At 66.1% G+C, this 24,546-nt stretch carries 29 protein-coding genes; 14 read left to right on the forward strand and 15 right to left on the reverse strand.

From position 1 onward, the window contains the following. Positions 1-74: 74 nt before the first annotated feature. A complete protein-coding gene (locus A5791_RS13860) occupies positions 75-1,097 on the reverse strand; it encodes a DUF3152 domain-containing protein (protein WP_067237343.1) in 1,023 nt (340 codons plus the stop codon). 218 nt (positions 1,098-1,315) lie between these two features. Here A5791_RS13860 and A5791_RS13865 point away from each other — a divergent pair, with 218 nt between their 5' ends. Beyond that, positions 1,316-2,002: a TetR/AcrR family transcriptional regulator gene (locus tag A5791_RS13865; protein ID WP_067237673.1), complete on the forward strand. Its 687-nt coding sequence runs from the start codon at positions 1,316-1,318 to the stop codon at positions 2,000-2,002. Positions 2,003-2,011: 9 nt separating this feature from the next. Here the strand turns inward: A5791_RS13865 and A5791_RS13870 are convergent, their stop codons facing one another. Beyond that, positions 2,012-2,263 carry a DUF3107 domain-containing protein gene (locus A5791_RS13870; protein ID WP_067237677.1) on the reverse strand — a complete coding sequence of 84 codons (252 nt, stop codon included), beginning with the start codon at positions 2,261-2,263 and terminating at the stop codon, positions 2,012-2,014. 204 nt (positions 2,264-2,467) lie between these two features. Between A5791_RS13870 and A5791_RS13875 the strand changes: the two genes are divergently transcribed. Further along, a complete protein-coding gene (locus tag A5791_RS13875; protein WP_082966917.1) occupies positions 2,468-3,187 on the forward strand; it encodes an MmpS family transport accessory protein in 720 nt (239 codons plus the stop codon). Here the strand turns inward: A5791_RS13875 and A5791_RS13880 are convergent. Further along, a complete protein-coding gene (locus tag A5791_RS13880) occupies positions 3,184-3,879 on the reverse strand; it encodes a ferritin-like fold-containing protein (RefSeq protein WP_067237347.1) in 696 nt (231 codons plus the stop codon). The two genes, A5791_RS13875 and A5791_RS13880, sit on opposite strands and share 4 nt — an antisense overlap. A 270-nt stretch (positions 3,880-4,149) precedes the next feature. Between A5791_RS13880 and A5791_RS13885 the strand changes: the two genes are divergently transcribed. Both A5791_RS13885 and A5791_RS13890 read left to right on the forward strand, forming a co-directional pair. Continuing rightward, positions 4,150-5,700, forward strand: a complete 1,551-nt coding sequence (locus tag A5791_RS13885; RefSeq protein WP_067237684.1) for a DEAD/DEAH box helicase — start codon at positions 4,150-4,152, stop codon at positions 5,698-5,700. A gap of 13 nt (positions 5,701-5,713) precedes the next feature. Beyond that, positions 5,714-6,928: a PQQ-binding-like beta-propeller repeat protein gene (locus tag A5791_RS13890; RefSeq protein ID WP_067237687.1), complete on the forward strand. Its 1,215-nt coding sequence runs from the start codon at positions 5,714-5,716 to the stop codon at positions 6,926-6,928. 32 nt (positions 6,929-6,960) lie between these two features. Here A5791_RS13890 and A5791_RS13895 read toward each other — a convergent pair whose 3' ends face one another. Beyond that, on the reverse strand, positions 6,961-7,758 hold the full coding sequence (locus A5791_RS13895) for a ParA family protein (protein ID WP_067237351.1): 798 nt from the start codon (positions 7,756-7,758) through the stop codon (positions 6,961-6,963). Between the two features lie 123 nt (positions 7,759-7,881). Here A5791_RS13895 and A5791_RS13900 point away from each other — a divergent pair, with 123 nt between their 5' ends. The 3 genes from A5791_RS13900 to A5791_RS13910 are packed head-to-tail and all read left to right on the forward strand — an operon-like array spanning position 7,882 to position 10,100. Next, entirely contained in the window at positions 7,882-8,484 is a 603-nt protein-coding gene (locus tag A5791_RS13900) for an acid phosphatase (RefSeq protein WP_067237690.1), read from the forward strand. Between the two features lie 28 nt (positions 8,485-8,512). Beyond that, a complete protein-coding gene (locus A5791_RS13905) occupies positions 8,513-9,625 on the forward strand; it encodes an isochorismate synthase MenF (protein WP_067237355.1) in 1,113 nt (370 codons plus the stop codon). Further along, positions 9,618-10,100, forward strand: a complete 483-nt coding sequence (locus A5791_RS13910; protein WP_067237360.1) for a GNAT family N-acetyltransferase — start codon at positions 9,618-9,620, stop codon at positions 10,098-10,100. Before A5791_RS13905 ends, A5791_RS13910 begins: the two co-directional genes overlap by 8 nt. Here the strand turns inward: A5791_RS13910 and A5791_RS13915 are convergent. Next, a complete protein-coding gene (locus A5791_RS13915) occupies positions 10,052-10,495 on the reverse strand; it encodes a hypothetical protein (protein ID WP_067237362.1) in 444 nt (147 codons plus the stop codon). The genes A5791_RS13910 and A5791_RS13915 overlap by 49 nt on opposite strands. Before the next feature lie 70 nt (positions 10,496-10,565). Between A5791_RS13915 and A5791_RS13920 the strand changes: the two genes are divergently transcribed. Both A5791_RS13920 and whiB1 read left to right on the forward strand, forming a co-directional pair. Further along, positions 10,566-11,531, forward strand: coding sequence for a diacylglycerol kinase family protein (locus A5791_RS13920; protein WP_067237366.1), 966 nt, complete (start codon positions 10,566-10,568; stop codon positions 11,529-11,531). A gap of 279 nt (positions 11,532-11,810) precedes the next feature. Further along, positions 11,811-12,065 carry a transcriptional regulator WhiB1 gene (gene whiB1 / locus A5791_RS13925; protein WP_067237369.1) on the forward strand — a complete coding sequence of 85 codons (255 nt, stop codon included), beginning with the start codon at positions 11,811-11,813 and terminating at the stop codon, positions 12,063-12,065. Positions 12,066-12,124: 59 nt separating this feature from the next. Here the strand turns inward: whiB1 and A5791_RS13930 are convergent, their stop codons facing one another. After that, positions 12,125-13,627: a sensor histidine kinase gene (locus A5791_RS13930; RefSeq protein WP_067237373.1), complete on the reverse strand. Its 1,503-nt coding sequence runs from the start codon at positions 13,625-13,627 to the stop codon at positions 12,125-12,127. A 58-nt stretch (positions 13,628-13,685) separates the two neighbouring features. Next, a complete protein-coding gene (locus A5791_RS13935) occupies positions 13,686-13,901 on the reverse strand; it encodes a biotin/lipoyl-binding carrier protein (protein WP_067237694.1) in 216 nt (71 codons plus the stop codon). 201 nt (positions 13,902-14,102) lie between these two features. On the opposite strand from A5791_RS13935, the gene A5791_RS27710 reads away from it, so the two are divergent. Next, on the forward strand, positions 14,103-14,177 hold the full coding sequence (locus A5791_RS27710) for a 50S ribosomal protein bL37 (RefSeq protein WP_003416889.1): 75 nt from the start codon (positions 14,103-14,105) through the stop codon (positions 14,175-14,177). A gap of 59 nt (positions 14,178-14,236) precedes the next feature. Here A5791_RS27710 and rsrA read toward each other — a convergent pair whose 3' ends face one another. Both rsrA and A5791_RS13945 read right to left on the reverse strand, forming a co-directional pair. Further along, entirely contained in the window at positions 14,237-14,551 is a 315-nt protein-coding gene (rsrA, locus tag A5791_RS13940) for a mycothiol system anti-sigma-R factor (RefSeq protein ID WP_067237376.1), read from the reverse strand. Continuing rightward, positions 14,548-15,291, reverse strand: coding sequence for a sigma-70 family RNA polymerase sigma factor (locus A5791_RS13945; RefSeq protein ID WP_082966928.1), 744 nt, complete (start codon positions 15,289-15,291; stop codon positions 14,548-14,550). Before A5791_RS13945 ends, rsrA begins: the two co-directional genes overlap by 4 nt. Positions 15,292-15,464: 173 nt before the next feature. On the opposite strand from A5791_RS13945, the gene A5791_RS13950 reads away from it, so the two are divergent. Both A5791_RS13950 and A5791_RS13955 read left to right on the forward strand, forming a co-directional pair. Continuing rightward, positions 15,465-16,325: an NAD(P)-dependent oxidoreductase gene (locus A5791_RS13950; RefSeq protein WP_067237383.1), complete on the forward strand. Its 861-nt coding sequence runs from the start codon at positions 15,465-15,467 to the stop codon at positions 16,323-16,325. 1 nt (position 16,326) lies between these two features. Then, positions 16,327-16,812, forward strand: coding sequence for a YbaK/EbsC family protein (locus A5791_RS13955; protein ID WP_067237386.1), 486 nt, complete (start codon positions 16,327-16,329; stop codon positions 16,810-16,812). Positions 16,813-16,838: 26 nt separating this feature from the next. On the opposite strand, the gene A5791_RS13960 is transcribed toward A5791_RS13955, so the two are convergent. From A5791_RS13960 to A5791_RS13975, 5 genes are all read right to left on the reverse strand, one after another. Beyond that, the gene (locus tag A5791_RS13960) at positions 16,839-17,129 is read right to left on the reverse strand and encodes a PIN domain-containing protein (protein WP_082966918.1); all 291 of its coding nucleotides are present in this window, start codon (positions 17,127-17,129) and stop codon (positions 16,839-16,841) included. Then, the gene (locus tag A5791_RS27715) at positions 17,116-17,202 is read right to left on the reverse strand and encodes an AbrB/MazE/SpoVT family DNA-binding domain-containing protein (protein WP_082966919.1); all 87 of its coding nucleotides are present in this window, start codon (positions 17,200-17,202) and stop codon (positions 17,116-17,118) included. Before A5791_RS27715 ends, A5791_RS13960 begins: the two co-directional genes overlap by 14 nt. 135 nt (positions 17,203-17,337) lie before the next feature. Next, positions 17,338-18,174 (reverse strand): alpha/beta fold hydrolase, encoded by an 837-nt coding sequence (locus tag A5791_RS13965; protein ID WP_067237393.1) that lies wholly within the window; start codon positions 18,172-18,174, stop codon positions 17,338-17,340. Position 18,175: 1 nt separating this feature from the next. Next, positions 18,176-19,876, reverse strand: a complete 1,701-nt coding sequence (locus A5791_RS13970) for an alpha/beta hydrolase (protein WP_067237396.1) — start codon at positions 19,874-19,876, stop codon at positions 18,176-18,178. A gap of 2 nt (positions 19,877-19,878) precedes the next feature. Continuing rightward, complete coding sequence (locus tag A5791_RS13975) at positions 19,879-21,420, reverse strand: long-chain fatty acid--CoA ligase (protein ID WP_067237698.1); 1,542 nt, start codon at positions 21,418-21,420, stop codon at positions 19,879-19,881. Between the two features lie 144 nt (positions 21,421-21,564). On the opposite strand from A5791_RS13975, the gene A5791_RS13980 reads away from it, so the two are divergent. Beyond that, positions 21,565-22,782 carry a CdaR family transcriptional regulator gene (locus tag A5791_RS13980; RefSeq protein ID WP_082966920.1) on the forward strand — a complete coding sequence of 406 codons (1,218 nt, stop codon included), beginning with the start codon at positions 21,565-21,567 and terminating at the stop codon, positions 22,780-22,782. A gap of 186 nt (positions 22,783-22,968) precedes the next feature. Further along, positions 22,969-23,154: a hypothetical protein gene (locus A5791_RS13985; protein WP_067237400.1), complete on the forward strand. Its 186-nt coding sequence runs from the start codon at positions 22,969-22,971 to the stop codon at positions 23,152-23,154. Between the two features lie 49 nt (positions 23,155-23,203). Here the strand turns inward: A5791_RS13985 and A5791_RS13990 are convergent, their stop codons facing one another. Continuing rightward, positions 23,204-24,502 carry a CdaR family transcriptional regulator gene (locus A5791_RS13990; RefSeq protein ID WP_067237404.1) on the reverse strand — a complete coding sequence of 433 codons (1,299 nt, stop codon included), beginning with the start codon at positions 24,500-24,502 and terminating at the stop codon, positions 23,204-23,206. Positions 24,503-24,546 lie beyond the last annotated feature (44 nt).

Here is a 24,546-nt window from a genome sequence, read left to right on the forward strand (position 1 = left end):
GGCAATCATGTCCGGTTGCTTCCCGGCCGCCCACCTTCACGCCGGCGCTACGCCGGACAGCGGCTGGAAGCCGACTAGGCGATCGGGTACGGCCAGGGATTGAACCGGCAGGTCTTACCGTCCGGCTTGACGAATTCGGGGTCGAACTTGGCTCCGTCGTCATCGGACGTGGAGAACGTCTGCTGCATCATCACCGGGGCCAGTCCGCCCTGCTTGTCGCACGGCTCGTGGCGCACGTAACCGATGGCGTGGCCGACCTCGTGGTTGATCACATACTGCCGATACGAGCCGATATCCCCTTCGAAGGGAACTGCTCCGCGCACCCAGCGCGCCTCGTTGATGAACACGCGCGCCTGGCGGTCAGCTCCGTAAACCGGGTTATAGCAAGACGTCTCCAACCGGAATTCGTAGCCGCACCCCTCCCGCACGGTGACCGGAGACACCAGCGAAATGCGGAAATCGGGTTTTCCGTTATCAATTCGGACGAACGCGAACTGCGGATTGTGTGTCCAGCCCTTCGGATTGGCCAGCGTCTGGTCCACCATTTGGGCAAAGGCGTTGTCCCCGCCGTACATCGTCGGGTCCAGGCCGTTCTCGATCTCGACGGTGTATTTGAAAACCTTCGCGGTGCCCTGACCGACCTGTGGCGACGTGCCCGGAACGACATGCCAGGCCTTTTCGCCCGCTTCGGTGAAGGGACCGCCGTCCGGCAGCGTCCCCGCGGGCAGGTTGTCGTCGAAGGCGGCCAAGCCGCGAGGCGGCGCGTCCAGAATCGCGGTACCCACTGCACCGATGGCCGGCGGCCCCTGCAGTGACTCGCTGGCCGCGGGCTTGGGCGCACTGGTCCCGGTCACCGTCTGGTACACCACCAGCACGGTCAGCGCCGCCAGCACCGGCAGCGCGTACGCGCGCCAGCCGTAGGTCGACACGAACCGCCCCAGCCAGGTTTGTTTGCGCCATTGACGCGGCCGATCGCGTTCTGCGCGGACGCGTCCGGCCTCGGCGAGCGGGTCGCGCTGCGCCCGCAGCGGTTCTCGCCATTCGTCACGCAGCACCGGTGCCCGACCGGTGCTGCGCACAGGCCGCGGTGAAGTCATTTCCCCAGGATGGCATAGTCAGCGCCGACTGCGACTGCTGGCGCGCCCGAGTGCACCCCAACACTCCCGTCTGCCAGCACCAACGACGGCGATGCAGGTCGATGAGCCGTCCTGAGGCAATCATGGGTAGTAATGTCTTTCCGACAAGCCAGGAAGGCTGGGCCGCGCCGCGCGACAGCCGCAATAATCAAGCGGCCAACGAATCAGATGAGGACTCGATGAGCGATCTCGCCAAGACAGCGCAACGTCGTGCCGTCAAGGCGGCCGACCGGGCGCGCTCCGCAGACAGCGTGACCGCGTCCAACCGGCGCGGCAACCGCCTGCCCCGCGACGAGCGTCGCGGGCAGCTGCTCGTCGTCGCCAGCGACGTCTTTGTGGACCACGGTTTCCACGCGACCGGCATGGACGAGATCGCGGACCGGGCAGGGGTCAGCAAACCCGTTCTGTATCAACACTTTTCGAGCAAGCTTGAGCTGTATCTGGCGGTGCTCCACCGGCACGTGGAGAACCTGGTCTCCGGGGTGCAGCAGGCGCTGCGCACCACCACCGACAACCGGCAGCGGCTCCATGCGGCGGTCCAGGCATTCTTCGACTTCATCGAGCACGACAGTCAGGGCTACCGACTGATCTTCGAAAACGATTACGTCACCGAGCCCGAGGTGGCTGCGCAGGTGCGGGCGGCCACCGAATCGTGCATCGACGCGGTGTTCGCCCTCATCGCCGAAGACTCCGGACTGGAGCCCCATCGTGCCCGGATGATCGCGGTGGGCTTGGTCGGCATGAGCGTCGACGCCGCTCGGTATTGGCTGGACGCGGACCGCCCGATATCCAAGTCGGACGCCGTCGAGGGCACCGTGCAGTTCGCCTGGGGCGGGCTGTCGCACGTGCCGCTCACCCGCTCCTAGGGCCCGCTCTCAGTGCCCTTTCTGGGCGGAATCGAGCCCAATTCCGAAGCCGACCCGGCGGGCGTCGGCGACGCCGATTTCGACGTAGGCGATTTTGGCGGTGTGGATCAGGAAACGACGCCCCTTCTCGTCGGTCAGGCTGAGCAGACCAGAGCCCTCCCGCAACGCGGCATTGACGAGTTCTTCGACCTCGTCAGGCGTCTGCGCACTGGAAAAGACCAGCTCGCGCGGACTGTCTGTGATACCGACCTTGACCTCCACGCTCGCCCCTTCCAGCTGTTCCCTCGCAATACGTGTCAGCAGCAGGCTAGTTGACGCCGCGGACGGATATCGCCCCACGGCCGCACCGGCCGGTTCGCGGTCAGCGAAACGAAGCTCGCGAGCAGGTAACGATTCGCTTGCAACCCGTCCAAACCCACCCTGCGGCAGCCACCCGGCCGCCTTCACATCTATAACATCGGCACCATCAGTACCACCCTGCCCCATCTCGACGACGAGGTAGAGGACTACCCGGACGACGAGTACGACGACACCGGAGCCGACTACGACGGCTACGGCGAATCGCTCTTGCCGGGCGGCCCTCGCTGGGGCCCCATCATGGCGGTCGCCGGCGCGGTTGTGGCCATCGGCGCCGTTGCGACCGCGGTCATCATCAACAGCGGGGACAGCGCATCGACGAAGGCGACCATCGGCCCGCCGGCGACCACGAGCCCGGTGATTTCCACCACACCGCGGGCGACGGCCCCGCCCAGCGAAACGACGACTGCCCGGCCCAGCCCGTCTTTGCGGCCCTCTCTACCACCCGAGACGGTCACCACGGTGCCGCCCTCAGGCAGACTGCCGGTCACGACGCCGCCCAGGACCCCGACCGCCGCCCCGGCGCCCACCGCGATACCTCCGTCGGCCACGGTGAATCCACGCACCGTGGTCTACACCGTCACCGGGGTCAAGCAGACCTTCGACCTGGTGAACATCGTCTACACCGATGCGCACGGCTATCCGCGGACCGAGTTGAACGTGGCGCTGCCGTGGACGAAGATCGTGGTCCTGAATCCTGGCGTGCAGACCCAGTCGGTCATCGCGACCAGCATCTACAGCCAACTCAACTGCGCGGTGGTCAACGCCGCGGGTCAAACGGTGGTGGCGTCGGCCAAAAACGGGAACCTGGCGACCTGCACCCGTTAGCTCAGACCGAGATCACGCATCCGTTGGTCGTGCGTCTCCTGTAAGCGGTCGAAGAACGCGCCGAGCTGACTGAGGCCCTGGGTTCCGGATACCACTAGGTCGACCAGCTCGTCGTGGTCGGCCAACAGGTATTGGGCCTGAGTGATCGTCTCGCCGAACAACCGGCGAGACCACAGTGCCAACCGGCTGCGCTGTTTGCTACTGGCGGTAACCGCCTTACGCACCTCGCCGACGACGAACTGCGAGTGCGCGGTCTCCGCGAGGGCCGCCCGCGCCACGTCGGCGACCTCCTCGGGCAAGGCGCCGGCGATCTCGAGGTACAAGGCGGACGCCAGGGCATCGGCGACATACGTCTTCACCAGGGCTTCCAGCCACGTGCTCGGCGTGGTCAGCCGGTGGTAGTTGTCCAGCGCGGAGACGTATTTGGACATGGCCGAAACCACGTCGACGCCACGACTTTCCAGGGCGTCGCGAAGCAGCTCGTAGTGCCCCATCTCGGCGGCGGCGATGCTGGCCATCGAGATCCGGCCACGTAGGTCCGGCGCCATCCGCGCCTCTTCGGTCAGCCGATAAAACGCCGCTACCTCGGCATATGCCAGCAGCGCAAAGAATTCGTTGACGGCCGGATGATCCGCCGGGATCCGTGGTGTCGCTGAATCTGCCAGCTGGTCCGCGGACGAGGTCGAGGTCATGGCAACACTCTAGTCGGCAAGATTAGGCGCAAATGGGTGCCCGCTGAGCCACCGGCTATGATGCTCATAGGTAATGGCTGTATCTATGTACCGTTTTGGTACTGCCGTCACCGGCGAAATGTGCGCGCACAGCTGCCGCGTTCGGACCGGCTCCTCTGGACCGAACATCGGCCGGCGACCGGAATTTCGGAGTCGGAACTCAGTGCGCGCGTGACCGCGACAGAGAAAACCGACACGAAATACCGTCACCGGAAGGCTTATTCACCCCGTATGACCGCGCTTAAGAGCACAACTGAACCCACATTTGCCAAACTCGGAGTCCGCGACGAAATCACCCGCGCACTATCGGAAAAGGGCATCGACCATCCCTTTGCTATCCAAGAATTGACGTTGCCGCTGGCGCTGGCCGGAGAGGACGTTATCGGGCAGGCCCGCACCGGGATGGGCAAGACCTTCGCCTTCGGTGTACCGCTGCTACAGCGGATCACGGCGGGTGACGCAGCACGGCCGCTCAGCGGCGCTCCGCGCGCCCTGGTGGTGGTGCCCACCCGCGAGCTGTGCCTGCAGGTGACCGGCGACTTGGCGACAGCGGCCAAATACCTGACCGCCGGGGATGGCGTGCAGCGGCCGCTGTCGGTGGTGTCCATCTACGGTGGACGTGCCTACGAACCGCAGATCGAGGCGTTACAGAACGGCGCCGACGTCGTGGTGGGCACACCGGGCCGGTTGCTCGACCTCTGCCAGCAGGGCCATCTGCAGCTGGGCGGGCTGTCGATGCTGGTGCTCGACGAGGCCGACGAGATGCTTGACCTCGGCTTCTTGCCCGACATCGAACGCATCCTGCGTCAGATTCCCCTCGACCGCCAGTCGATGCTGTTCTCGGCGACCATGCCGGACCCGATCATCACGCTGGCCCGCACGTTCATGGACCAGCCCACCCACATCCGGGCCGAGTCGCCGCACTCGCTGGCCGTGCACGACACCACCGAGCAGTTCGTCTACCGCGCCCACGCGCTGGACAAGGTGGAGCTGGTCAGCCGAATTCTGCAGGCTCGCGACCGCGGCGCCACGATGGTCTTCACCCGCACCAAGCGCACCGCCCAGAAGGTCGCCGACGAGCTGGCCGAACGCGGCTTCGCAGTGGGTGCCGTGCATGGTGATCTCGGGCAGATCGCCCGCGAGAAGGCGCTCAAGGCGTTTCGGTCCGGCGATGTCGACGTGCTGGTGGCTACCGATGTGGCCGCGCGCGGCATCGACATCGACGACGTCACCCATGTCATCAACTATCAGTGCCCCGAGGACGACAAGATGTACGTCCACCGCATCGGGCGCACCGGCCGCGCCGGTCGCACCGGTGTCGCGGTCACGCTGGTGGACTGGGATGAGCTGGAGCGCTGGACGATGATCGACAAGGCGCTGGGCCTGGGGTCCCCGGACCCGGCCGAGACCTACTCGAGTTCGCCCCACCTGTATGCCGAACTGGCCATCCCGGCCGACGCCGGCGGCAAGGTCGGAGCCGCGCGCAAGTCGCCGGTCAAGCGGCGCAGCACCGCCGCCGAGAAGGCAGGCAACAGCCCAGGCAACAGCCCTAAGCCACGCACCCGCAGTGGCGGCGCACGGCGCCGGCGCACGCGCGGCGGCCAACCCGCCACCGGGCACCCCGCCGGCGCGAATGGCACCAACATCGAAGCCCCTGCCGAGGCGCCGTCCGCGCCCGCCTCGGGTGAACCGGGGCCGGCCCGTCGCCGTCGTCGCCGCCAGCGCGGTGGCGGTGGGAACGCTCAAGACAGTGGAGCGAAGCTCGCCGCGCAGACGAACTGACCAACGGTTCCTCATGGTGAGACCCGAACGCCGGACCAAAGGCGACATCGTGGCCGCCGCGACGATCGCGCTGGTGGTCGCGGTGGTCGCGGCGCTGATCTGGTGGACCAGCGACGCCCGGGCCACCGTGAGCCGGCCGGCAGCTTCGCCGGCGCCCAATCCCACTCCGGCCAAATACGTGCCGACCGAGCTGAAGCAGCTGTGGAGCGCCGCGAGCCCGGCCACCACGGCACCGGTCGTGGTCGGTGGGTCGGTGACCACCGGCGATGGGCGACAGGTGCAAGGGCACGACCCCGCCACGGGTGAAACGCGCTGGAGCTACTCCCGCGACACCGACCTGTGCGGGCTGTCCTGGGTCTATCACTTCGCCGTCGCGGTCTATCGCGACGACCGCGGTTGCGGGCAGGTCAGCACCATCGACGGAGCCACGGGTCGTCGCGGACCCGCGCGGAGCAGTTATGCCGATCCGGCGGTGCGCCTGTCCGCCGACGGCACGACCGTCTTGTCGGCGGGCCAGACCCGCCTGGAGCTGTGGCGCTCCGACATGGTCCGGATGCTGGTCTACGGCGAGACCGACGCCCGGGTGAAACCGTCGGCGCGAGGCCTGCATTCGGGCTGCCGGCTGGAGTCGGCAGCGGCCAGCTCGTCTGCGGTATCGGTGCTGGAAGCCTGCACGAACCAGGCCGATCTGCGACTCGTGCTGTTGCGGCCGGGCAAAGACGACGACGAACCCCAGCAACACCTTGTTACCGAACCCGGGATCCGGCCCGGCTCGGGTGCTCGCGTGCTGGCCGTCTCGGATACCAACACGGCCGTGTATCTGCCCTTGCCCCAACCCAGGGTCGACATCATCGACGAGACGGGCGCGACGGTGGCGAGCACGCTGCTGCCCAAGCCCCCGTCGAGTTCGGCTGTCGCCTCGCCAGCCGGAAACCTGGTGACCTGGTGGACCGGTGATTCCCTGATGGTCTTCGAAACGGGCAAGCTGAGTCTTCGCTACACGATCGCCTCCGGCGAGACGGCCACGCCCCTGGGCCCGGGTGCGATGATGGCGGGCCAGCTGCTGGTGCCCATCACGGGCGGCCTCGGGATTTATGACCCGCTCAGCGGCGAGAACACCAGCTTCATCCCGGTGAGCCGGCAGCCGAGCACTTCAGCGGTCGTCCCTGCCGTTTCGGGCTCCAGGGTCTTCGAGCAGCGCGGCGACACCGTGGTGGCGCTGGGTTAGTTGCCGGCGCTATCAGCCCGCGCAACCGAGCGCTAAACCTCGACCGCGAAACTGGGCAGCGGCTTTCCGGTCTTCCAGTGCTTCAGCAGCGCCTCGGCCAGCTCGCGATAGGCAACGGCTCCTTTGTTCTTGCGCCCGGCCATCACCGACGAGCCCGACGCGCTGGCCTCGGCGAAGCGGACCGTGCGCGGGATCGGCGGAGCCAGCACCGGCAGGTCGTAGCGGTCTGCGACGTCGACCAGCACGTCGCGGGTGTGCGTGGTTCGCGAGTCGTACAGCGTCGGCAACGCGCCCAGCAACCGCAGGTCCGGGTTGGTGATCTGCTGGACATCGGCAACCGTGCGCAGAAACTGGCCGACACCGCGGTGGGCCAGCGTCTCGCATTGCAGCGGCACGATGACCTCGTCGGCAGCCGTCAAGCCGTTGAGCGTGAGCACCCCCAGCGAGGGCGGGCAATCCACGACGACGACGTCGAAGTCGGAGAGTTTGGCCAGCGCACGCTTGAGCGCGTACTCGCGGCCGGCCCGCATGAGCAGCATCGCCTCGGCGCCCGCCAGGTCGATGTTCGCCGGCAGCAGGGTCATTCCCTCGCTGGTGGTGACCAGCGCGGCGTTCGGCTCGACCTCACCGAGGAGTACCTCGTGCACGGACACCGGCAGCTTGTCCGGGTCTTGGCCAAGCGAGAAGGTCAAACAGCCCTGCGGGTCCAGATCTACAATCAGCACGCGCTTTCCGAGATCCGCCATTGCCGCACCCAGCGAGGCGACCGTCGTCGTCTTGGCTACGCCACCCTTCTGGTTTGCCACAGCCAATACCCGCGTTTTAGTCAAAGCGCCGCTCCTCCTTATTGCTGCGCGGTCACTCTGCCCATCCTGGCACGTCCTTTGCCCGAAGCTTCGGACGGTGGCTCCCGCAACGGTCCTGGCATGTCGGGTCCGGCAGAATCGGTCGGCATGGGCTTGAAAAAAGGGGTGGAAGACCACCGACTGGTGCTGCTCCGCCACGGCGAGACCGAGTGGTCGAAATCGGGCCAGCACACCGGGAGTACCGAGCTCGAGTTGACCGACGCCGGCCGAGACCAGGCGGAGCTGGCCGGCCACGCCCTGGGCGACCTCGAACTCACCGAACCGCTGGTGATCAGCAGCCCACGACAACGCGCCCTGGTTACCGCAGAATTGGCCGGCCTTAAAGTCGACGAGGTTTCTCCGCTACTCGCTGAATGGGATTACGGTTCCTACGAGGGACTGACCACCGAGCAAATCCGTGAATCCGAACCTGATTGGCTGGTATGGACCCATGGGTGCCCGGACGGAGAAAGCGTCCAGCAGGTCAGCGATCGCGCCGATCGGGCCGTGGCGATGGCGCTTGAGCACATGGCAACGCGCGACGTGGTTTTCGTCGGCCACAGCCATTTCTCCCGGTCGGTGATCACCCGCTGGGTCGAGCTTCCGCTGGTGGAGGGCAGCCGATTCGGAATGCCAACCGCGTCGGTCGCGGTCTGCGGCTTCGAGCACGGGGTGCGCCAGCTGGTCGCACTGGGATTGACGGGACAGTGACAGCGCGCGTCAAGCAGCCGGGCAATCCATGAGCAATCCCGAACCGCCGTTCGCGCTATGCGGGCCGGCGGGGACCGTGGTTGCCGACGGCGTGCGGGCACAGTACCGCGACGTGGCCGCCGCGCAAGCGGCCCTGCGCTCGGGAGAGGCCCCAATAGTGTTGGGCGCGTTGCCTTTCGACGTGAGCAGGCCCGTCGCACTGCTGGCGCCGGAGGCCGTGCGGCGCACCGACGCGCTGCCCGACTGGCCGACGGGACCGCTGCCCTCGGTGCGGGTCACGGCAAAGTTGCCCGCGCCCGACGCCCACCGCGAGCGGATCAGCCGGGCCCGGGATCAGCTCGCGGCACCTGACAATCCCCTGCGACCCTTGCGCAAGGTAGTGCTGGCCCGCGCGCTGCAACTCGGTGCCGACGAAGCGTTGGACGCTCGCGTCATCCTGCGCCGTCTGGTCGAGGCCGACCCGACCGCATACGGTTACCTCGTCGACCTCACTCCCGCGGGCGACGGCTACGTAGGCGCGGCGCTGGTGGGCGCCAGCCCAGAACTTCTGGTCGCTCGCTCCGGCAATCGCGTTGTGTGCCAACCGTTTGCCGGTTCGGCCCCACGTGCCGCCGACCCGGACGTCGACGCCGCCCACGGTGCGGCGCTGGCCGCCTCCGCCAAGGACCGGCACGAGCACCAACTCGTCATCGACGCCATGCGCGCCGCACTGGAACCGCTGTGCGACGACCTGACCATCGCGCCCCAGCCGCAACTTAGCCGCACCGCGGTGCTCTGGCACCTGTGCACGCCGATCAGCGGCCGGCTGCGCGACTCCTCAACCACCGCAATCGATCTGGCGCTGGCGCTGCATCCCACCCCGGCGGTCGGAGGAGTGCCGACCAAGCCCGCAGCAGAACTCATCCGCGAGCTGGAAGGGGACCGCGGCTTCTACGCCGGCGCGGTGGGCTGGTGCGATGCCCGGGGCGACGGTCGCTGGGTGGTGTCCATCCGGTGCGCGCAGCTGTCGCCCGACCGGCGCACCGCGCTGGCGCACGCCGGCGGAGGAATTGTCGCCGAGTCCAACCCTGATGACGAAGTCGAAGAAACCACAATGAAATTCGCCACGGTACTCAACGCACTTGGAGTTGCGCATGGTTGAGTTCATCCGCCGCGCCACCCCGAGGGACGCCGCAGACATTGCCGACATGATCCACGGATTGGCCGAGTTCGAGCGCGCCCCGGATCAATGTACGGTCACCGAAACGCAGATCGCCACAGCACTATTCGGTGAGTTACCGACAGTGCACGGCCACGTCGCGGTGGTAGACGGCGAAACCGCCGCGATGGCGCTGTGGTTCCTCAGCTTCTCCACCTGGGACGGTGTGGCGGGGATCTATCTGGAAGATCTGTTCGTACGGCCAGAGTTTCGCCGCCGCGGGCTGGCTCGCGCGCTGCTGTCGGAGTTGGCGCGCGAATGCCAAGACCACGGCTACACGCGGTTGTCGTGGGCGGTGCTGAACTGGAACTCCGACGCCATCGCGCTGTACGACCGAGTCGGGGCAGTGCCGCAGCGGGAGTGGACCACCTATCGGCTGTCCGGCTCGGGCTTGGCCGAGCTGGCGCGATCCCGCTGATAGCCGCCCGCCGCCCAGCGCACAGCCGCCGGACTGAACAGCAAGACCAGCGCGCTCAGCGCTATCAACGCCAGCGCAATCCCGAAGGCGAGCCGGTGTGAGCCCACCGCGAGGTACCACGCAATCGGCAGCAGCAGCAACTGGGTGAACACACCCAGGCCACGGCCCCAGCGCTTACCGTTCATCAGGGCCCAGCCGGCAGCCAGCACGGCGCCGCCGATCAGCGCGAACCAGATCGCGGTTCCCATCCCGTTGACCACTCGCTGGTCGGCTCCGGCGAGCCCGCGGACCACCAGCACCGCGGCCACCACCAATGCGGCCACCCCCTGCAGCCCGACGATCACACCGGCGCCACGCACGGCACGCGGGGCCGGATCACGGCCTGGATTCGTCACGACGCCAGCGTAGTCACGCTTGGCGGCTGGTCAGCGGACCTCTCACGGACAAGCCTTAAGCTCGTGCATCATGCGCGCCGTGCTGATCGTCAACCCCGCTGCCACGTCCACCACACCGGCCGCCCGTGACCTGCTGGCAAGCGCGCTCAAGAGCCGCCTCGAGCTCACCGTCGAGCACACCACCCATCCAGGTCACGGGGCTGAACTCGCTCACACCGCCGCCGAGAACGGAGTCGACCTGGTGGTCGTGCACGGCGGCGACGGAACGATCAGCCGAGTGGTCAACGGCTTGCTCGGTCGCCCCGGGAGCACACCGAGAGAAGCCCTGCCGGCGGTCGCGGTGGTGCCGGGCGGCTCGGCGAATGTGCTGACCAGAGCGCTGGGCCTGTCCCGGGACCCGGTTGCCGCCACCAACCAGCTGATCCAGCTGCTCGACGACTACCGGCGTCATCGGACCTGGCGCCGGATCAGCCTGATCGATTGCGGCGAGACCTGGGCCGTCATCAATGCGGGGATGGGCGTCGACGCGGAAGTGGTCGCCGGCGTGGAAGCCCAACGCAGCAAGGGCGCCAAGGTGACCCCGTTGCGCTATTGGCGAGTGGCGGTGCCTGTCGCAGTCGGCTTCAGCCGCCGCGAACCAACTCTCACGCTGGAATTGCCGGACCGCGAGGCCATTCCGGGCGTGCACTTCGCCTGGGTGTCCAACACCACGCCGTGGACGTACAGCAACGAGCGGCCGATGGTGACCAATCCCGACTGCAGCTTCGAAACGGGTCTCGGTGTGTTCGCGCTCACCAGTATGAAGATTTTCCCCACGCTGCGATTAGTGCGCCAGATGCTCTCGAAACGCCCCAACCCGCAGGCTAAGCAACTCATCCGCGACGACGACACGGCTTGGCTGCGCGTCACCACCAACGGCGAACCGGCCGCCACCCAGTTCGACGGGGAGTACCTCGGGATGCGCGAAAGCATGACGTTCCGAACGGTTCCCGACGCGCTGGCGGTGGTCGCCCCGCCTGCCAAAAAGCCGTCCTGAACTGCAGGGACTAGCCGGTGACACAAAAGTGAGACGAAAATCTCTAGGGAAGTGGCCCGCAGTGTAGTACAACGGTGTAAGGGCTTTGGTAAGAGTTCGTCAAAGTGAGATAGCCCACGAGCTAACTGACGCTATTGACATCTCTTGAGCCTGTGAAACGATCAAAAGGTTGCATGCAGAAATTTTGTAGGGGTACGGATACCTTTCTTGTGCACGCGCTAACTGCGGAACAAAAATGGCCGTGCGCCTTGCTGCGCACTCAGTGAGGAGTAAGTACTTATGGATTGGCGCCACAAGGCGGTCTGTCGCGACGAAGATCCCGAGCTGTTTTTCCCGGTAGGGAACAGCGGCCCGGCACTCGCGCAGATCGCTGACGCGAAACTGGTCTGCAATCGGTGCCCGGTGACCACGGAATGCCTCGCCTGGGCTCTGAACACAGGCCAGGACTCGGGCGTATGGGGCGGCATGAGCGAAGACGAGCGGCGCGCACTCAAGCGTCGCAGCGCCCGGACGAAGGCCCGTAGCGGAGTCTGACGCAGTTTCCGACAGTGCGGCCTCGACAAACGTCGGGGCCGCACTGTTGCGTGCCGGTATTACAGCAGCAACCGGGCCCGCCGGCCGATCGGCACCCGGAGCACCACGTCGGTGCCCTTCCCGGCGCCCTCGTGCATGCTCAACGTGCCGTCCAGCTCGGCGGACACCAGGGTCCGCACGATCTGCAGGCCGAGGCTGTCCGACTTTTCCAGGCTGAATCCCTCCGGCAGGCCGCGCCCGTCGTCGTGAACCACGACATCCAGCCAGCGTGCCGAGCGCTCAGCGCGGATCGTCACGGCCCCCCCGGAGGCCGCCGGATCGAAGGCGTGCTCGATAGCGTTCTGCACGAGTTCGGTGATCACCATGATCAGCGCCGTGGCACGGTCGGAGTCCAGGACACCGAGATCACCGACGCGGTTGATCCGGATCGGCCTGTCCACCGACGCCACATCGTTCATGATCGGCAGAATCCGATCGATGACCTCGTCGAGGTTGACCTGCTCGTCGACTGACATCGACAGCGCGTCATGGACCAGGGCGATCGACGAGACCCGGCGTACCGATTCGATCAGCGCCTCGCGCCCCTCTGCATTGGCTGTACGACGGGCCTGCAGGCGCAACAGCGCCGCCACCGTTTGCAGGTTGTTTTTCACCCGATGGTGAATTTCGCGAATGGTGGCGTCCTTCGATATCAGCGCGCGGTCGCGCCGTTTCACCTCGGTGACGTCGCGGATCAGTATCGCGGCACCTGCGCTGGCGCGGTTGACCACCAGCGGCACGGTGCGTAGCAGGACCGTGGCACCCCCGGCGTCGACTTCCATCCGCATGCTCGTCCCGCCGGCCAGCAAGTCGAGCACATGCTCGGCCACCTCTTGCGCCTCAAAGGGGTCCGAGATGAGCGGGCGTGTCACCTCGATGAAGTTGTGACCTTCCAACTCGCTGACCAGACCCATCCGGTGATAGGCCGACAGTGCGTTGGGACTGGCGTAGGCGACGACGCCGTTGACGTCCAGGCGGATGAAGCCGTCGCCGGCACGCGGGGTGGAACGCGACATGGCCACGTCTCCGACGTCGGGAAACGTGCCGTCGCCCAGCATGTGCAAAAGGTCGGTGGCGCACTCCTGGTAGGCGGTTTCCAGGTGGCCGGACGAGCGCTCGACCGCCACGTCGGTTTGGTGGCGGGTCAGCACCGCCACCACCTGGTCGCCATACCGTACCGGGGAGGCCTCGACGTTAGGCCCGGGCAGTTGCCACGAATGCGGTTGCACCGCATCGTTTTCCCGCTCCGAAGTACCAGAAGCGAAGGTAGCGGCGACGAGCGGCAACCGATCGGCAGCGACGACGCTGCCCACGGCATCGGTCTGCAGAACTGTGGGCGCGGTGTTCGGCCGGCATTGCGCCACACATACCAGCACGCCGTCGTCGCGGCGCACCCACATCAGGTAGTCGGCGAAGGACAGGTCGGCTAGCAGCTGCCACTCCCCCACCACCGCATGCAGGTGGTCGACCGCATTGCCGGGCAGCACCGTGTGTTCGGCAAGCAGATCACCGAGAGTGGACATGACGCTCCCCCGCGTGCTCCCGGATGACCCCGGCCTGCGTATCTGTCGAGTCCAACGGCTAGCTGATCACAGCGATGAGGTCGCCGGCCTGGATGACGTCGCCGACCGACACACTGACCTTGCTGACGGTGCCGCCGACTTCGGCCAGCACGGGGATCTCCATCTTCATCGACTCCAGCAGCACGACGGTGTCGCCTTTGCCGATCTGGTCGCCCTCCCGGACAACGACTTCGAGCACGCTGGCCACGATCTCGGCGCGAACATCCTCGGCCATCTTCACCCCACTTGTTTCGGCCATTCCGCATGCTGACTGCTGGTCTCTCAGGCTCATGTATATCGAACCACAAGACGGTCCAGAACAGCGGCGCGCAGGCTACCGACGTGGCGTGACAGGGCGCATGGGACACTGTTGGGTAACCGGGCGGACCTCAACACACTTATGGCCGCCCCGCATTCGAATAAACGGAGGTTACCCATGGCCAAGCGTGGCCGTAAGAAGCGCGACCGGAAGTACAGCAAAGCCAACCACGGCAAGCGCCCGAACTCGTAGCCGCACCGAACGCAGTAGCCCCTGATTCGTGCCGAATCAGGGGCCTTTCGCGTCAGCTCTCAGGACCCGCCGCGGATGATGGTGGTTCGGCGGATCTCCAGCCGCAGGCGTTCCCGCAACCCCTCGGGGGCTTTGTCGCCTCTGCATTTGGTCGCGATCAGCGCCTTGATCCGCTCCTCGAGCCCGTAATGCTTCAAGCATCCGGGGCATGCCTCGAGGTGCCGGCGCAGCTTCTCCCGGGACTCCGGGGTGCATTCACCGTCCAGCAGGGTCCATACCTCGGCGATTACTTCCGCACAACCGAGCCCACCGTGCGAGTCGTCGACAGCGCTGACGTCGGCGCAGGGGTCGACTGGGCCGGGCGTATCACTCATGACGACACCTCCTCGTGCGCCTGTTGACCGCGGATGAATCCGCGCTCCTTGGCCACATCGGCCAACAGAGCGCGCAGCTGACGTCTGCCACGATGAAGCCGCGACATCACCGTCCCGATCGGCGTATCCATGATCTCGGCGATTTCCTTATAAGGGAAACCCTCGACGTCGGCGTAGTAGACCGCCATCCGGAACTCTTCCGGCAGAGCTTGCAGCGCTGCTTTGATCTCGGTGTCGGGCAGTGCCTCGAGCGCCTCGACCTCGGCTGAACGCAAGCCGGTGGAGGAATGCTCGGCGTTGGACGCCAGTTGCCAGTCGGTGATTGCCTCGGTCGGATATTCCGCTGGCTGGCGCTGCTTCTTGCGGTAGCTGTTGATGTAGGTGTTGGTCAGAATCCGGTACAGCCACGCTTTGAGGTTGGTGCCTTCCCGGAACGAGCGAAAACCCGCGTAGGCCTTCACCATCGTTTCCTGGAGCAGGTCCTCGGCGTCGGCCGGATTGCGCGTCATGCGCAGTGCACCGCCGTAGAGCTGATCCAGGAGTGGAATGGCGTCACGCTCGAAGCGTGCGGTCAGTTCCGCGTCGGTTTCGTCAGGCGGCGGCCCGGACTTGGGAACGTCCAAGTCGGTGGCGCCGTCCCGCACGTTTTCCAGGTCGGCCATATCGATTAGCACGTTCCCTTCTGCAGACGAGGGCGCCAACTCAGCGTCACCCAACAGGCTCGTCGCCGTTGACACCAGACTCCTCCAATCTAAGGGCTGTGACCGACAGTGTCTGCCCGGCTCGTGTCGCGGGCACCTAGCTGCAGAAACCTCATCGATCAACAGCGCCACCGCGCGCACTATTTCCGCAGCCCAGGCGGACCGCAGGTCCCGCGATCCAGACCTGCCGACCCGGACGTTAGTGTGACGCCATGTCCCACGCCACGTCTCTGCAAGGCAAGACCATGTTCATTTCCGGCGCCAGCCGCGGCATCGGCCTCGCGATCGCCAAACGGGCCGCCCAGGACGGCGCCAACATCGCGCTGATCGCCAAGACCGCCGAGCCCCACCCCAAGCTGCCCGGCACGGTGTACACCGCGGCCAAGGAGCTGGAGGAAGCGGGCGGTCAGGCCTTGCCGATCGTCGGGGACGTCCGCGACCCGGATTCCGTCGCCACCGCGGTGGCCCAGACCGTCGATCAGTTCGGCGGCATCGACATCTGCGTCAACAATGCGTCGGCGATCAACCTGGGCTCTATCACCGAAGTGCCGATGAAGCGCTTCGATTTGATGAACGGCATCCAGGTCCGCGGCACGTATGCCGTGTCGCAGGCGTGCATTCCGCACCTTAAGGGTCGGGAGAATCCACACATCCTCACGCTGTCGCCACCGGTGCTGCTGGACAAGAAATGGCTGAAGCCGACGGCCTACATGATGGCTAAGTTCGGTATGACGTTGTGCGCGTTGGGTATTGCCGAGGAGATGCGCGACGAGGGCATCGCTTCCAACACGTTGTGGCCGCGCACGCTGGTGGCCACCGCCGCGGTGCAGAACCTGCTCGGCGGCGAGGAAGCGATGGGGCGGGCCCGTAAGCCCGACGTGTACGCCGACGCGGCCTACGTCATCCTCAACAAGCCGGCCCGCGAATACACCGGCAACACCTTGTTATGTGAGGACGTGCTGGTGGAATCCGGCGTCACCGACTTGTCGGTCTACGACTGCGTGCCGGGCGGAAACCTCGGTGTCGACTTCTGGGTGGACGGGGTAAACCCGCCGGGATACTCCCAGCCCTAGGGTGGCGGGTGCAGCAACACCTGCGGTCGCCGCGTTGGTCAATGCCGGTGTGCGGCACGAGATCCTGCACTTCGACGTCGTCACAGACCTGTCGGACTCCGGCGATTTCGCGCAGGATCAGGTTTTCAAGACGCTGGTGATCGCACTGCCCGGCGAGCTCGCGGTCGCCGTCGTGCCGGTGCCGTCGAAGTTGTCGCTGAAGGCAGCCGCGGCGGCGTTCGGCGTGCCCAAAGCCAGCATGGCCGAACCCGCTGCGGTCGAGCGGGCGACCGGCTACGTGGTCGGCGGCATCTCCCCGTTCGCTCAGCGGAAGCGGTTGCGGACCGTGGTGGACAGCTCGGCGTTGAAGTGGGATCGGGTGTTGTGCAGTGCCGGCAAGCGTCATTGGGACATCGCGGTGCCGCCGCAGGATCTGATCCGGTTGACCGACGCGGTCACCTGGGATTTGACCGGACGAGCGGACGCGAAAACCCGTGCCACGCCGTGACTTTGGGCGATTGCGTCTGCTTGCACTCACGGCTCGACCCGCTGGATCGTGTTGACCCCATCGATCGACCGGTCGAAGGACGCGACCCGGCCCACTCCTGTGCTCTCGGCACAGGCGACCAAATAGGCTTCCGCGAAGTCAATCCGCTCGGTCTCATAAACCTCGATAGCTCGCAGAAGCAATCCCGGATCCACGCTGACAATCGAGTCGAAGGCGACGAGCGACCGCATTGCCTGGGCTATTTGGTTGCGCGGCGCTTCGTAGAACGACTCCAACACGTACACCGTCTCGGCCAAAACGAGATCAGTCAGCAGCAGCTCTCAGCGCATCCCGTACCGCCTTGGGGATGGTGACTTGCCCTTTTGACGTCACCTTAGCGGCAATATCCACCCTTTCTCCTTACTTATGAGTCCAAGTAAGAACAGCGCGCAGCGCCCCTCGACAGCCCGAACAGACGCAAAAGCTCGCGACACGCCGTGGTTTTCGGTGATTTTGCGTCTGCTCGCCCTCATCCGGGGCCCGAAGTTATGGTCGTTCTCCGGGCCCGAACAGGAAGTTCTCGATGACTGGAGCGAGCTGGGTCGCGTTGTGTACCAGATCGATGTGCCCGCCGTCATGCAAATGCAGGCGAGAATGGGGCAGCAATGTGTGCATGATGTGGGCGTTGACCACCGGGATGATCGGATCGTCGGTGCCGGCCACGATCAGCGTCTGTTGTCGCACCGCGGGCAGCGCGAACAGACTGGTCCACACCGAGCCCGCGAGCAGTTGATGTAGGTATCCGATCCGCGATCCGGCATGCAGCTGACGCACGAACAGTCGCGCCACGTCCTCGCCGTGGGCGCGGACCGTGCCGCCGTAGAGCTCTCCGGCAATGGACGCGGCGTAGTCCGGATCCGAGAACCTGCGCGGGGTAACCATTTTCGCCAGAATTCTCGGGTGGGCGGGCACCATCAGCGCGCCGGTGCCCGTCGCGACCAGCACCAAGCGCCGGCATCGGCGCGGATTCTGGAACGCGAACTGCTGCGCAAGGGCCCCGCCCCAGGACAGCCCAAGCACGTCCACCACGCCGATACCCAACTTGGACAGCACCCGGCCCAGCACCCAGGCAAGATAGGGAAACCCGTACGGCAGAACAGAAGTGGGTGATCCACCGGTGCCCGGCACGTCGAATCTGACTACCGTGCAACCCATCTGCTCGACGAGTGGATCGAGCACCTCGAGGCTCGCGCCGATGCCGTTGCACAGCACCAACGGCACGCCCGTTCCGCGGTGCACGTTCACGCGAATGCGCTGGCCACCCGCACTGACGTAGTGTTCCTCGCCGATAGCGGATGCGGCAGCGGCACGGGTGCGCGGCACCTCACTTCTCCATCACATAGCTGCCGGGCGCCGGACCCAGCGGCGGGAAGCCGTCCCCGCCAAGTATTTTGGGGGCGTCGACCTCGGAGCCGCTGCGCTCGGCGAGCCAGCTCACATAGTCCGGCCACCACGAGTCGGGGAACTTCTGAGCCGAATCCAGCCACTGCTGGGGATCTTCCGCGTCGACCGGACCCGTTCGGAAAGACGCCTTCGGGTTACCGGGCGGATTGACCAAGGCAGCGATGTGGCCGCTGGTGGACAGCACATAGCGGTTGTCCTTGCTGCCGAGCAGGCGCGCGCTGCGATAGGTCGCCTGCCACGGGGAAATGTGGTCGGCCACCCCGCCGATCACGTAGGCGTCGGAGGCGACCTTGCTCAGGTCGACCGGGCTGCCCAGCATGCTGACCTCGCCTGGAGTGACCAGCGCGTTCCGAAGTCCCATCAGCACCATGTCGCGGTGCAGTGCGGCGGCCATCCGGGTGGTGTCGGCATTCCAGAACAACACGTCGAACGGCGCGGGTTTGCGGCCTTGCACGTAGTTGTTCACGACGTAGCGCCACACCAGGTCGGTGGGTCGTAGCCAGGCGAACATCTCGGCCATGTCGCGCCCGTCGAGGAAACCCTTCCTGGCCGAAACCCGAATCGCCGCATGCGCCGCGCGATCGCTCATCGCCGCTACGGCAAATCCCGCGCGCGTCTCATCCAGCACCGTGACCGCGAGGTTGAGGCCCGCTACCCGGTCGCCCTCGCCGATGTCGGCGAGATGGGCCGCGACCATCGCCGCCAAGATGCCTCCCGAGCAGGTGGCCAGCAGATGGGTGCTGTCGGTGCCGGCGATCTTCTGCACCGCGTCCATCGCTTCGACGATCGCCGCGCCGTAGGCATCGAACCCCCAATCACGGTGCCGCGCTTGTGGATTACGCCAAGAAATCACGAAGACTTGCTGGCCCTGCTGGACAAAGTACTCAATCATGCTGCGTCCTGGCGCGATGTCCATGATGTAGTACTTGTTGATCACCGGCGGCACCATCAGCAATGGAATGGTGCGCACCTTGGCGGTCTGTGGGGCGTACTGGATCAATTCGAACATCGAGGTTTGCAGCACCACAGCACCTTTGGTGACGGCTAAGCCTCCAGGGTTCTCGCCCACCGCGAAAGCGTCCGGCTCCACCATCGCCGGCACCCTCGGCTTGGAAATCATGTCGCGGGCGAATGCTTTCGCGCCCCGGACCGCGCTCAGACCGCCCGTGTCGATCAGCGCCTTCCAGCCCAGCGGGCTGATCAGCGGGTTGTTGCTGGGCGCCAGGCCCTCGACGAAGTTGTCCACCACGAACTGCATCTTCTCGTTGTCGCGCCAGTCCAGCTGAGCGTCGGCGAGCAGTCCTTCCGCGGTCTCGGCTCCGGCCAGATAGGCCTGCATGATTCGGTGCAGCAGCGGATTCTGTTGCCACGCAGGGTCGGCGAACCGCTTGTCGGCCCGTGCCGGAGCGCGGTGCGACTTGCCCGCGGCGATGCTGCCGAGTTCGCGGGTGAGCGTGGCGGCGCGGCCGGCCACTGCGCCGGGCTGCTGCGCGAGGTTGGCGGCGACGCGGGCCCAGGTGGCGTCGGGCATCATCCGCCTGACGAACGGCCGGGTGGCGCTGGTGAGCAACAGGTCGAGCGGGGCGGCCAGCTCGTCCGGTGCGGTGTTTTGAGTTGCCATCGTTATCGGGTGCTTTCAGTCGTCGGAACGGGTCCCTCTTCGGGAAGAACGATGTCCCGCTTTTGGACCTTTCCGGTGGGTCCCTTGGGCAGCTCGTCGACGAGCCAGACCTGGCGCGGGTACTTGTAGGCGGCCACCCGCTCCTTGACGTAATCGCGCAGCTCGTCAGGGGTCACTGTGCCCTGTTTCAAGGCGTCTTTCTTGAGAGCGACCGCGGCACCGACTTCCTCGCCGAGGGAGTCGTGCGGGATACCGATGACGGCGGCTTCGGCCACCGCCGGATGCTCGTAGAGCACTTCCTCGATCTCGCGGGGATACACGTTGTAGCCGCCGCGGATGATCATGTCCTTCGTGCGGTCGACGATGTAAAAGTAGCCATCCCCGTCGACGCGTCCGACGTCGCCGGTGTTGAGCCAGCCGTCGGCGGTGATGGTCGCTTTGGTTGCGTCGGGCAGGTTCCAGTAGCCCTTCATGACGTTGTGCCCCCGGATCTGGATCTCGCCCGTCTCCCCTTGAGGGACCTCAGCGCCGTCCAGGTCGACAACCCGCATCTCGACGCCTTCCACCGGCGTGCCGATCGAGCCTGGCTTGCGTTGCCGGTCCGGATGATTGAACGAGGCGACCGGCGAACTCTCGGACAGTCCGTAGCCCTCCAGGATCATGCACCCGAAGGCACTCTCGAAGTCGTTGAGCACCTGCACCGGCAGGGACGCTCCACCGGACATGCACGCGCGCAGGCTCTTTGTCGCCTCGGCGGCAGTCTCGTCCGCGACGCTCAACAACGCCGAATACATCGTCGGCACGCCTTCGAAAACGGTTACGCCCTCACGTTCGATCAGCTTGACCGCCTCGCGTGGCTCGAATCGCGGCAGCAGCGCCAACGTCGCGCCGGCCAGCACCGAGGCGTTCAGCCCGCCGGTCAGACCGAAGACGTGGAATAGCGGGAGGCAACCCATCACCACGTCGTCGGGACTGATCTGCACCAGGGTCCGCACGCACACGTCGGCGTTGCGGCACATGTTGCCGTGAGTCAGCATGGCGCCCTTGGGTTTTCCGGTGGTGCCCGAGGTGTGCAGGATGACCGCGACGTCGTCGTCGTCGCGTTGCACAGGCGCGCCCTGGCTGGGGAGGTCGGCGATCAGCTCGGCCAGTCCGGCATCGTCGACAACCCAACACTTGGCGCCCACCTCGGCGGCGCCGGCGTTGGCTTCCTCGGCGAAGGCGGGTGTGGCGAACAATGCCTTGGCGCCGCTGTTGGACAGGTAGTAGGTCACCTCACGGGCTTTGAGCAGCGGGTTCATCGGAACCGCCACCGCGCCGCGATACATGATCCCGTAGAACGCGATCGCGAATGCCGGCGTGTTGGGCAACATCACGCCAACCCGATCGCCCGGCTCGACTCCGGCCCGCTGCAGCAGCGTCGCGACCCGGGCCGCTGCGGCGTCCAACTCGGCGAACGTCAACCGCAAATCACCACAGCGGAGCGCGACGCGGTCGGGGTGACGGTCTTTCGATGCAACGAGATTGGCGCTTAGTGCGGTCATGAGCTGCCTCCGGGAAGTGCTTGTCGTGCGTGTTTCCAGCGTCGTCTTCGCGACCGCAGACCACAATGTGCGCGCAAACAACAGCGAGGTCCGTTCGGTGTTACCACGCACATCCGCCCATTCCCGGGCATAGGGTTTGCCGGTATGGGCGTGGTATCCAAACCCCGCGGCGCGCCGCATGGCGCGGCGGTTGATCCGCACGTCATCGAACTCGGAAAGCTCATGCTGGCTCGCGCGCCGAAACTCGGAACAGCGATGGCGGATCTGCTCTGTCAAGAGATCGACGCATACCGGGATGCCAGCGTCGTCGCCAGGGATCAGGTCGCCGAAAGCTGTGTCGCAAACTTGACGTTCATCTTCCACTCGCTGGCCGGAGATGCCGACATCTCGCCGGCCGAGCAGACCGGCACCGAGCGCGCGCTCGCCGGCGTGCCGCTGCCGGCGGTGATGACCGCCTACCGGATCGGCTTCCGGTTCATGTGGGAGGAGACCCTGGCCACCGCGCGGGCGGCGGCCATCCCCACCGACTCGATCCTGGATGCCACCGCCCGCGTCTTCTTCGCCCAGGAGACCTTCACCCAGGCCATGAGCAACGCCTACCGCCAACAACTGACCGCACAGATCCTCGAGCGGGAGGAAGAGCGATCGGCGCTGGTGGAAGCGCTGCTGTCGCGACGAATGACCGACCGGCAGAGTTTGTGGGAGGCCGCAGACCTGTTGCGACTGCCGACCTCGGGGCCCTACGTCGTGGTGGCCGCGGAGTTGCCCGCGATCGGAAAGCTGGGATTGCCGGCGATCGAGAACAAGCTGTCCGCCCGCGACATCCGCTCGGCGTGGCGGCTGCTGCCCGACCTGCAGGTCGGGATCGTGCACCTGCGCCCTTCGGGTTCGTCCGGCACGCTCGGCACACTCGTCGAAGTGCTCCGGCAGGTGGCAACCGCCCGCGTCGGCATCAGTCCGCCGTATGACGAGCTGTCCGAGACCAGTGACGCCCTGCGCTACGCCCGGCTTGCGGTCATCGGGAAACCGTCGGCGGAGTCGCTGGTCGCCGTGTTCGACGACACCCCGCTCGCGGTCGCAGCGGTCAGCGCGCCAGAGGTGATGGCGAAGATCAAGACGACGTTGCTCGGGCGAGTGGACGAGCTGCCCGACGAGGAACGCGCGGTGCTGCTCGACACTTTCCAGGCCTGGCTGCAGGCGGGCGGCTCTGCCAACGACACCGCCAAAACGGTCTATTGCCATCCCAACACCGTGCGCCACCGGTTGCGCCGCATCGAGGAGCTGACCGGCCGATCACTTTCGCGGCCAAGGGATCTTGCCGAGCTGTGTCTGGCATTCGAGGTCGAACGCCGTCTGCCGTAGCGGTTTTTTGTTTCCCGAAGACAAGCACTCGTCGCAAGTTGGTCGGTTCGAGACATTACTGGGCTGAGTCCGGCTCGGTAAATTTTCTACCCGAAGCCAGTGATTCGATCACCGACAGCTCGAATCCTCAAGTGCTACAACCTATCCCGACACCCCGCCGCACAGCGGAGAAATGAAGGCGAAGCCATGTTCGAAGCAATCACGCAAATCAGCATCTACCTCGCGATGGTTCTGCTTCCGGTGCTTATTCCGGCAGCGTTCCATGTCTTCTACGTGGCCCGCGAGCGGAAGCAGTCCTACCTGCAGGCTCGGGCAATCCGGATGCCCCGGATCACAGCGCCCCGTCGCCTCGCGGTTCCCGCCGCAGCCTGATCGCTGCGCCACACGACCCGACCGGGCCCGCCACCGCCGCCGGGCCCGGTCATTTCGTTCGCGGGACCGCCGCGCCGTACCAATGACAGGCGAGCAAAGCCAGTTCAACCTCGAGCCGGTCGGTACCGATCTCGCGCCCGCGCCGGGCAACGGCCCGGCCCACTCGGTACTTGACGGAGTTGAAGTGCATGTTGAGTTCCTCGGCGGCCAGCTTGTAGCTGCAGCCGCAACCCAGATACACCCGCAGCGTGTCACGTAGCCGCGCGTCGTTATCGGTGTCGGCGGCAAGGTCGCCGAGCACATCGGCCACCCATTCCCGGATGCCGTCGACGTCGCCGCCGAGTCGCGCGACAACGGACAAGCCGGGGTCGCTGGCCGCGATCACGGTCCGCGTCGAAGAGTTCGGCTGTTCAGTGACGATCGCGACGGCGCGGGCCTCGGCCGCCTGGCGGTGCGAGTGGCGAAAGCCGTCCACACCGGCACCCATCGTCCCGATTGCCACGCTGGGCGAGTCCTTCTCGGTCTGGGCGAACCGGCGAATGGTCGCCACGGCGTCGTCAGCCGTCGCCCGATAGGGCAGCCAGCCCCACCCGCTGCTGCGGTCCGCGGCGACGAACAGCGGGCTCGCGTCGACGCCGGCGGCCTCGCCAAGTTCGCGCAAGAACCTCTGCAGCCGGGGAAGTTCGTCGACTTCGGCGCCCTGGTCCGGATACCACATGACCAGCCCGACGTGGTGCCAGCGCAGCGGATAGCGGATCGACGTGGTCGCGGCATCGACGTCGATGCTCTTGGTTGCGGCCAGGATCTCCCGCACCCGCACGCCGCGAAGCGTGTTCTGATTTTCCAGCCATCGTTCGCGTTCGTCTTCGTAGATCACGACGACCTGCTGCGACATCCAGTCGATGTAGGCGAATATCGCGGTGCCCATCGCCTCGATCACCGCTACCCGCATCGCGTCCGGGATGTCGATCGCGCGCAATTCGGCGAAGATCAGCTCGGTCATACGGCGCTGACCGAGCCGGTAGGCGCGCACCAGCGCATTGACGGGAACCCCATGCTGGGCCAGGCGGCGCGCATATTCCAGCGCCGCGGTGGGCGCCTCGACACGTTCGACCGCAATGTCGTAGCGCATCGCATGCAACATGGTGTCCACGTTGCCCTCGATGCTGGCCCAGAGCAGCTCCATGATGCGCGGGTCACGGCGCAGATCGGCGATTTGATCCTTCAGGGCAGCATGGATCTCCGACGTCACGTCGGCCAGCCGACCGTGCAGTCGGGCGGCGATGTCGGCGACGTAGCGGCTCACCTCGACTTGGGCATCGAGGGTGCCCGGCCGCGGTTTCTCCACGCCCTCGACGTTAGCCGCCGCAGTTGTTTTTAGGCGATAACACC

Source organism: Mycobacterium sp. 852002-51163_SCH5372311 (genome assembly GCF_001667115.1).
Classification (GTDB): domain Bacteria; phylum Actinomycetota; class Actinomycetes; order Mycobacteriales; family Mycobacteriaceae; genus Mycobacterium.

Bases quoted from the DNA above. Each gene is read 5' to 3' on its own strand.
- A5791_RS13860 (WP_067237343.1), bottom strand. From the start codon at position 1,097: ATGACTTCACCGCGGCCTGTGCGCAGCACCGGTCGGGCACCGGTGCTG.
- A5791_RS13865 (WP_067237673.1), top strand. From the start codon at position 1,316: ATGAGCGATCTCGCCAAGACAGCGCAACGTCGTGCCGTCAAGGCGGCC.
- A5791_RS13880 (WP_067237347.1), bottom strand. From the start codon at position 3,879: ATGACCTCGACCTCGTCCGCGGACCAGCTGGCAGATTCAGCGACACCA.
- A5791_RS13885 (WP_067237684.1), top strand. From the start codon at position 4,150: ATGACCGCGCTTAAGAGCACAACTGAACCCACATTTGCCAAACTCGGA.
- A5791_RS13890 (WP_067237687.1), top strand. From the start codon at position 5,714: ATGGTGAGACCCGAACGCCGGACCAAAGGCGACATCGTGGCCGCCGCG.
- A5791_RS13900 (WP_067237690.1), top strand. From the start codon at position 7,882: ATGGGCTTGAAAAAAGGGGTGGAAGACCACCGACTGGTGCTGCTCCGC.
- A5791_RS13905 (WP_067237355.1), top strand. From the start codon at position 8,513: ATGAGCAATCCCGAACCGCCGTTCGCGCTATGCGGGCCGGCGGGGACC.
- A5791_RS13910 (WP_067237360.1), top strand. From the start codon at position 9,618: ATGGTTGAGTTCATCCGCCGCGCCACCCCGAGGGACGCCGCAGACATT.
- A5791_RS13920 (WP_067237366.1), top strand. From the start codon at position 10,566: ATGCGCGCCGTGCTGATCGTCAACCCCGCTGCCACGTCCACCACACCG.
- whiB1 (WP_067237369.1), top strand. From the start codon at position 11,811: ATGGATTGGCGCCACAAGGCGGTCTGTCGCGACGAAGATCCCGAGCTG.
- A5791_RS13930 (WP_067237373.1), bottom strand. From the start codon at position 13,627: ATGTCCACTCTCGGTGATCTGCTTGCCGAACACACGGTGCTGCCCGGC.
- A5791_RS13935 (WP_067237694.1), bottom strand. From the start codon at position 13,901: ATGGCCGAGGATGTTCGCGCCGAGATCGTGGCCAGCGTGCTCGAAGTC.
- rsrA (WP_067237376.1), bottom strand. From the start codon at position 14,551: ATGAGTGATACGCCCGGCCCAGTCGACCCCTGCGCCGACGTCAGCGCT.
- A5791_RS13950 (WP_067237383.1), top strand. From the start codon at position 15,465: ATGTCCCACGCCACGTCTCTGCAAGGCAAGACCATGTTCATTTCCGGC.
- A5791_RS13970 (WP_067237396.1), bottom strand. From the start codon at position 19,876: ATGGCAACTCAAAACACCGCACCGGACGAGCTGGCCGCCCCGCTCGAC.
- A5791_RS13975 (WP_067237698.1), bottom strand. From the start codon at position 21,420: ATGACCGCACTAAGCGCCAATCTCGTTGCATCGAAAGACCGTCACCCC.
- A5791_RS13980 (WP_082966920.1), top strand. From the start codon at position 21,565: ATGGGCGTGGTATCCAAACCCCGCGGCGCGCCGCATGGCGCGGCGGTT.
- A5791_RS13985 (WP_067237400.1), top strand. From the start codon at position 22,969: ATGTTCGAAGCAATCACGCAAATCAGCATCTACCTCGCGATGGTTCTG.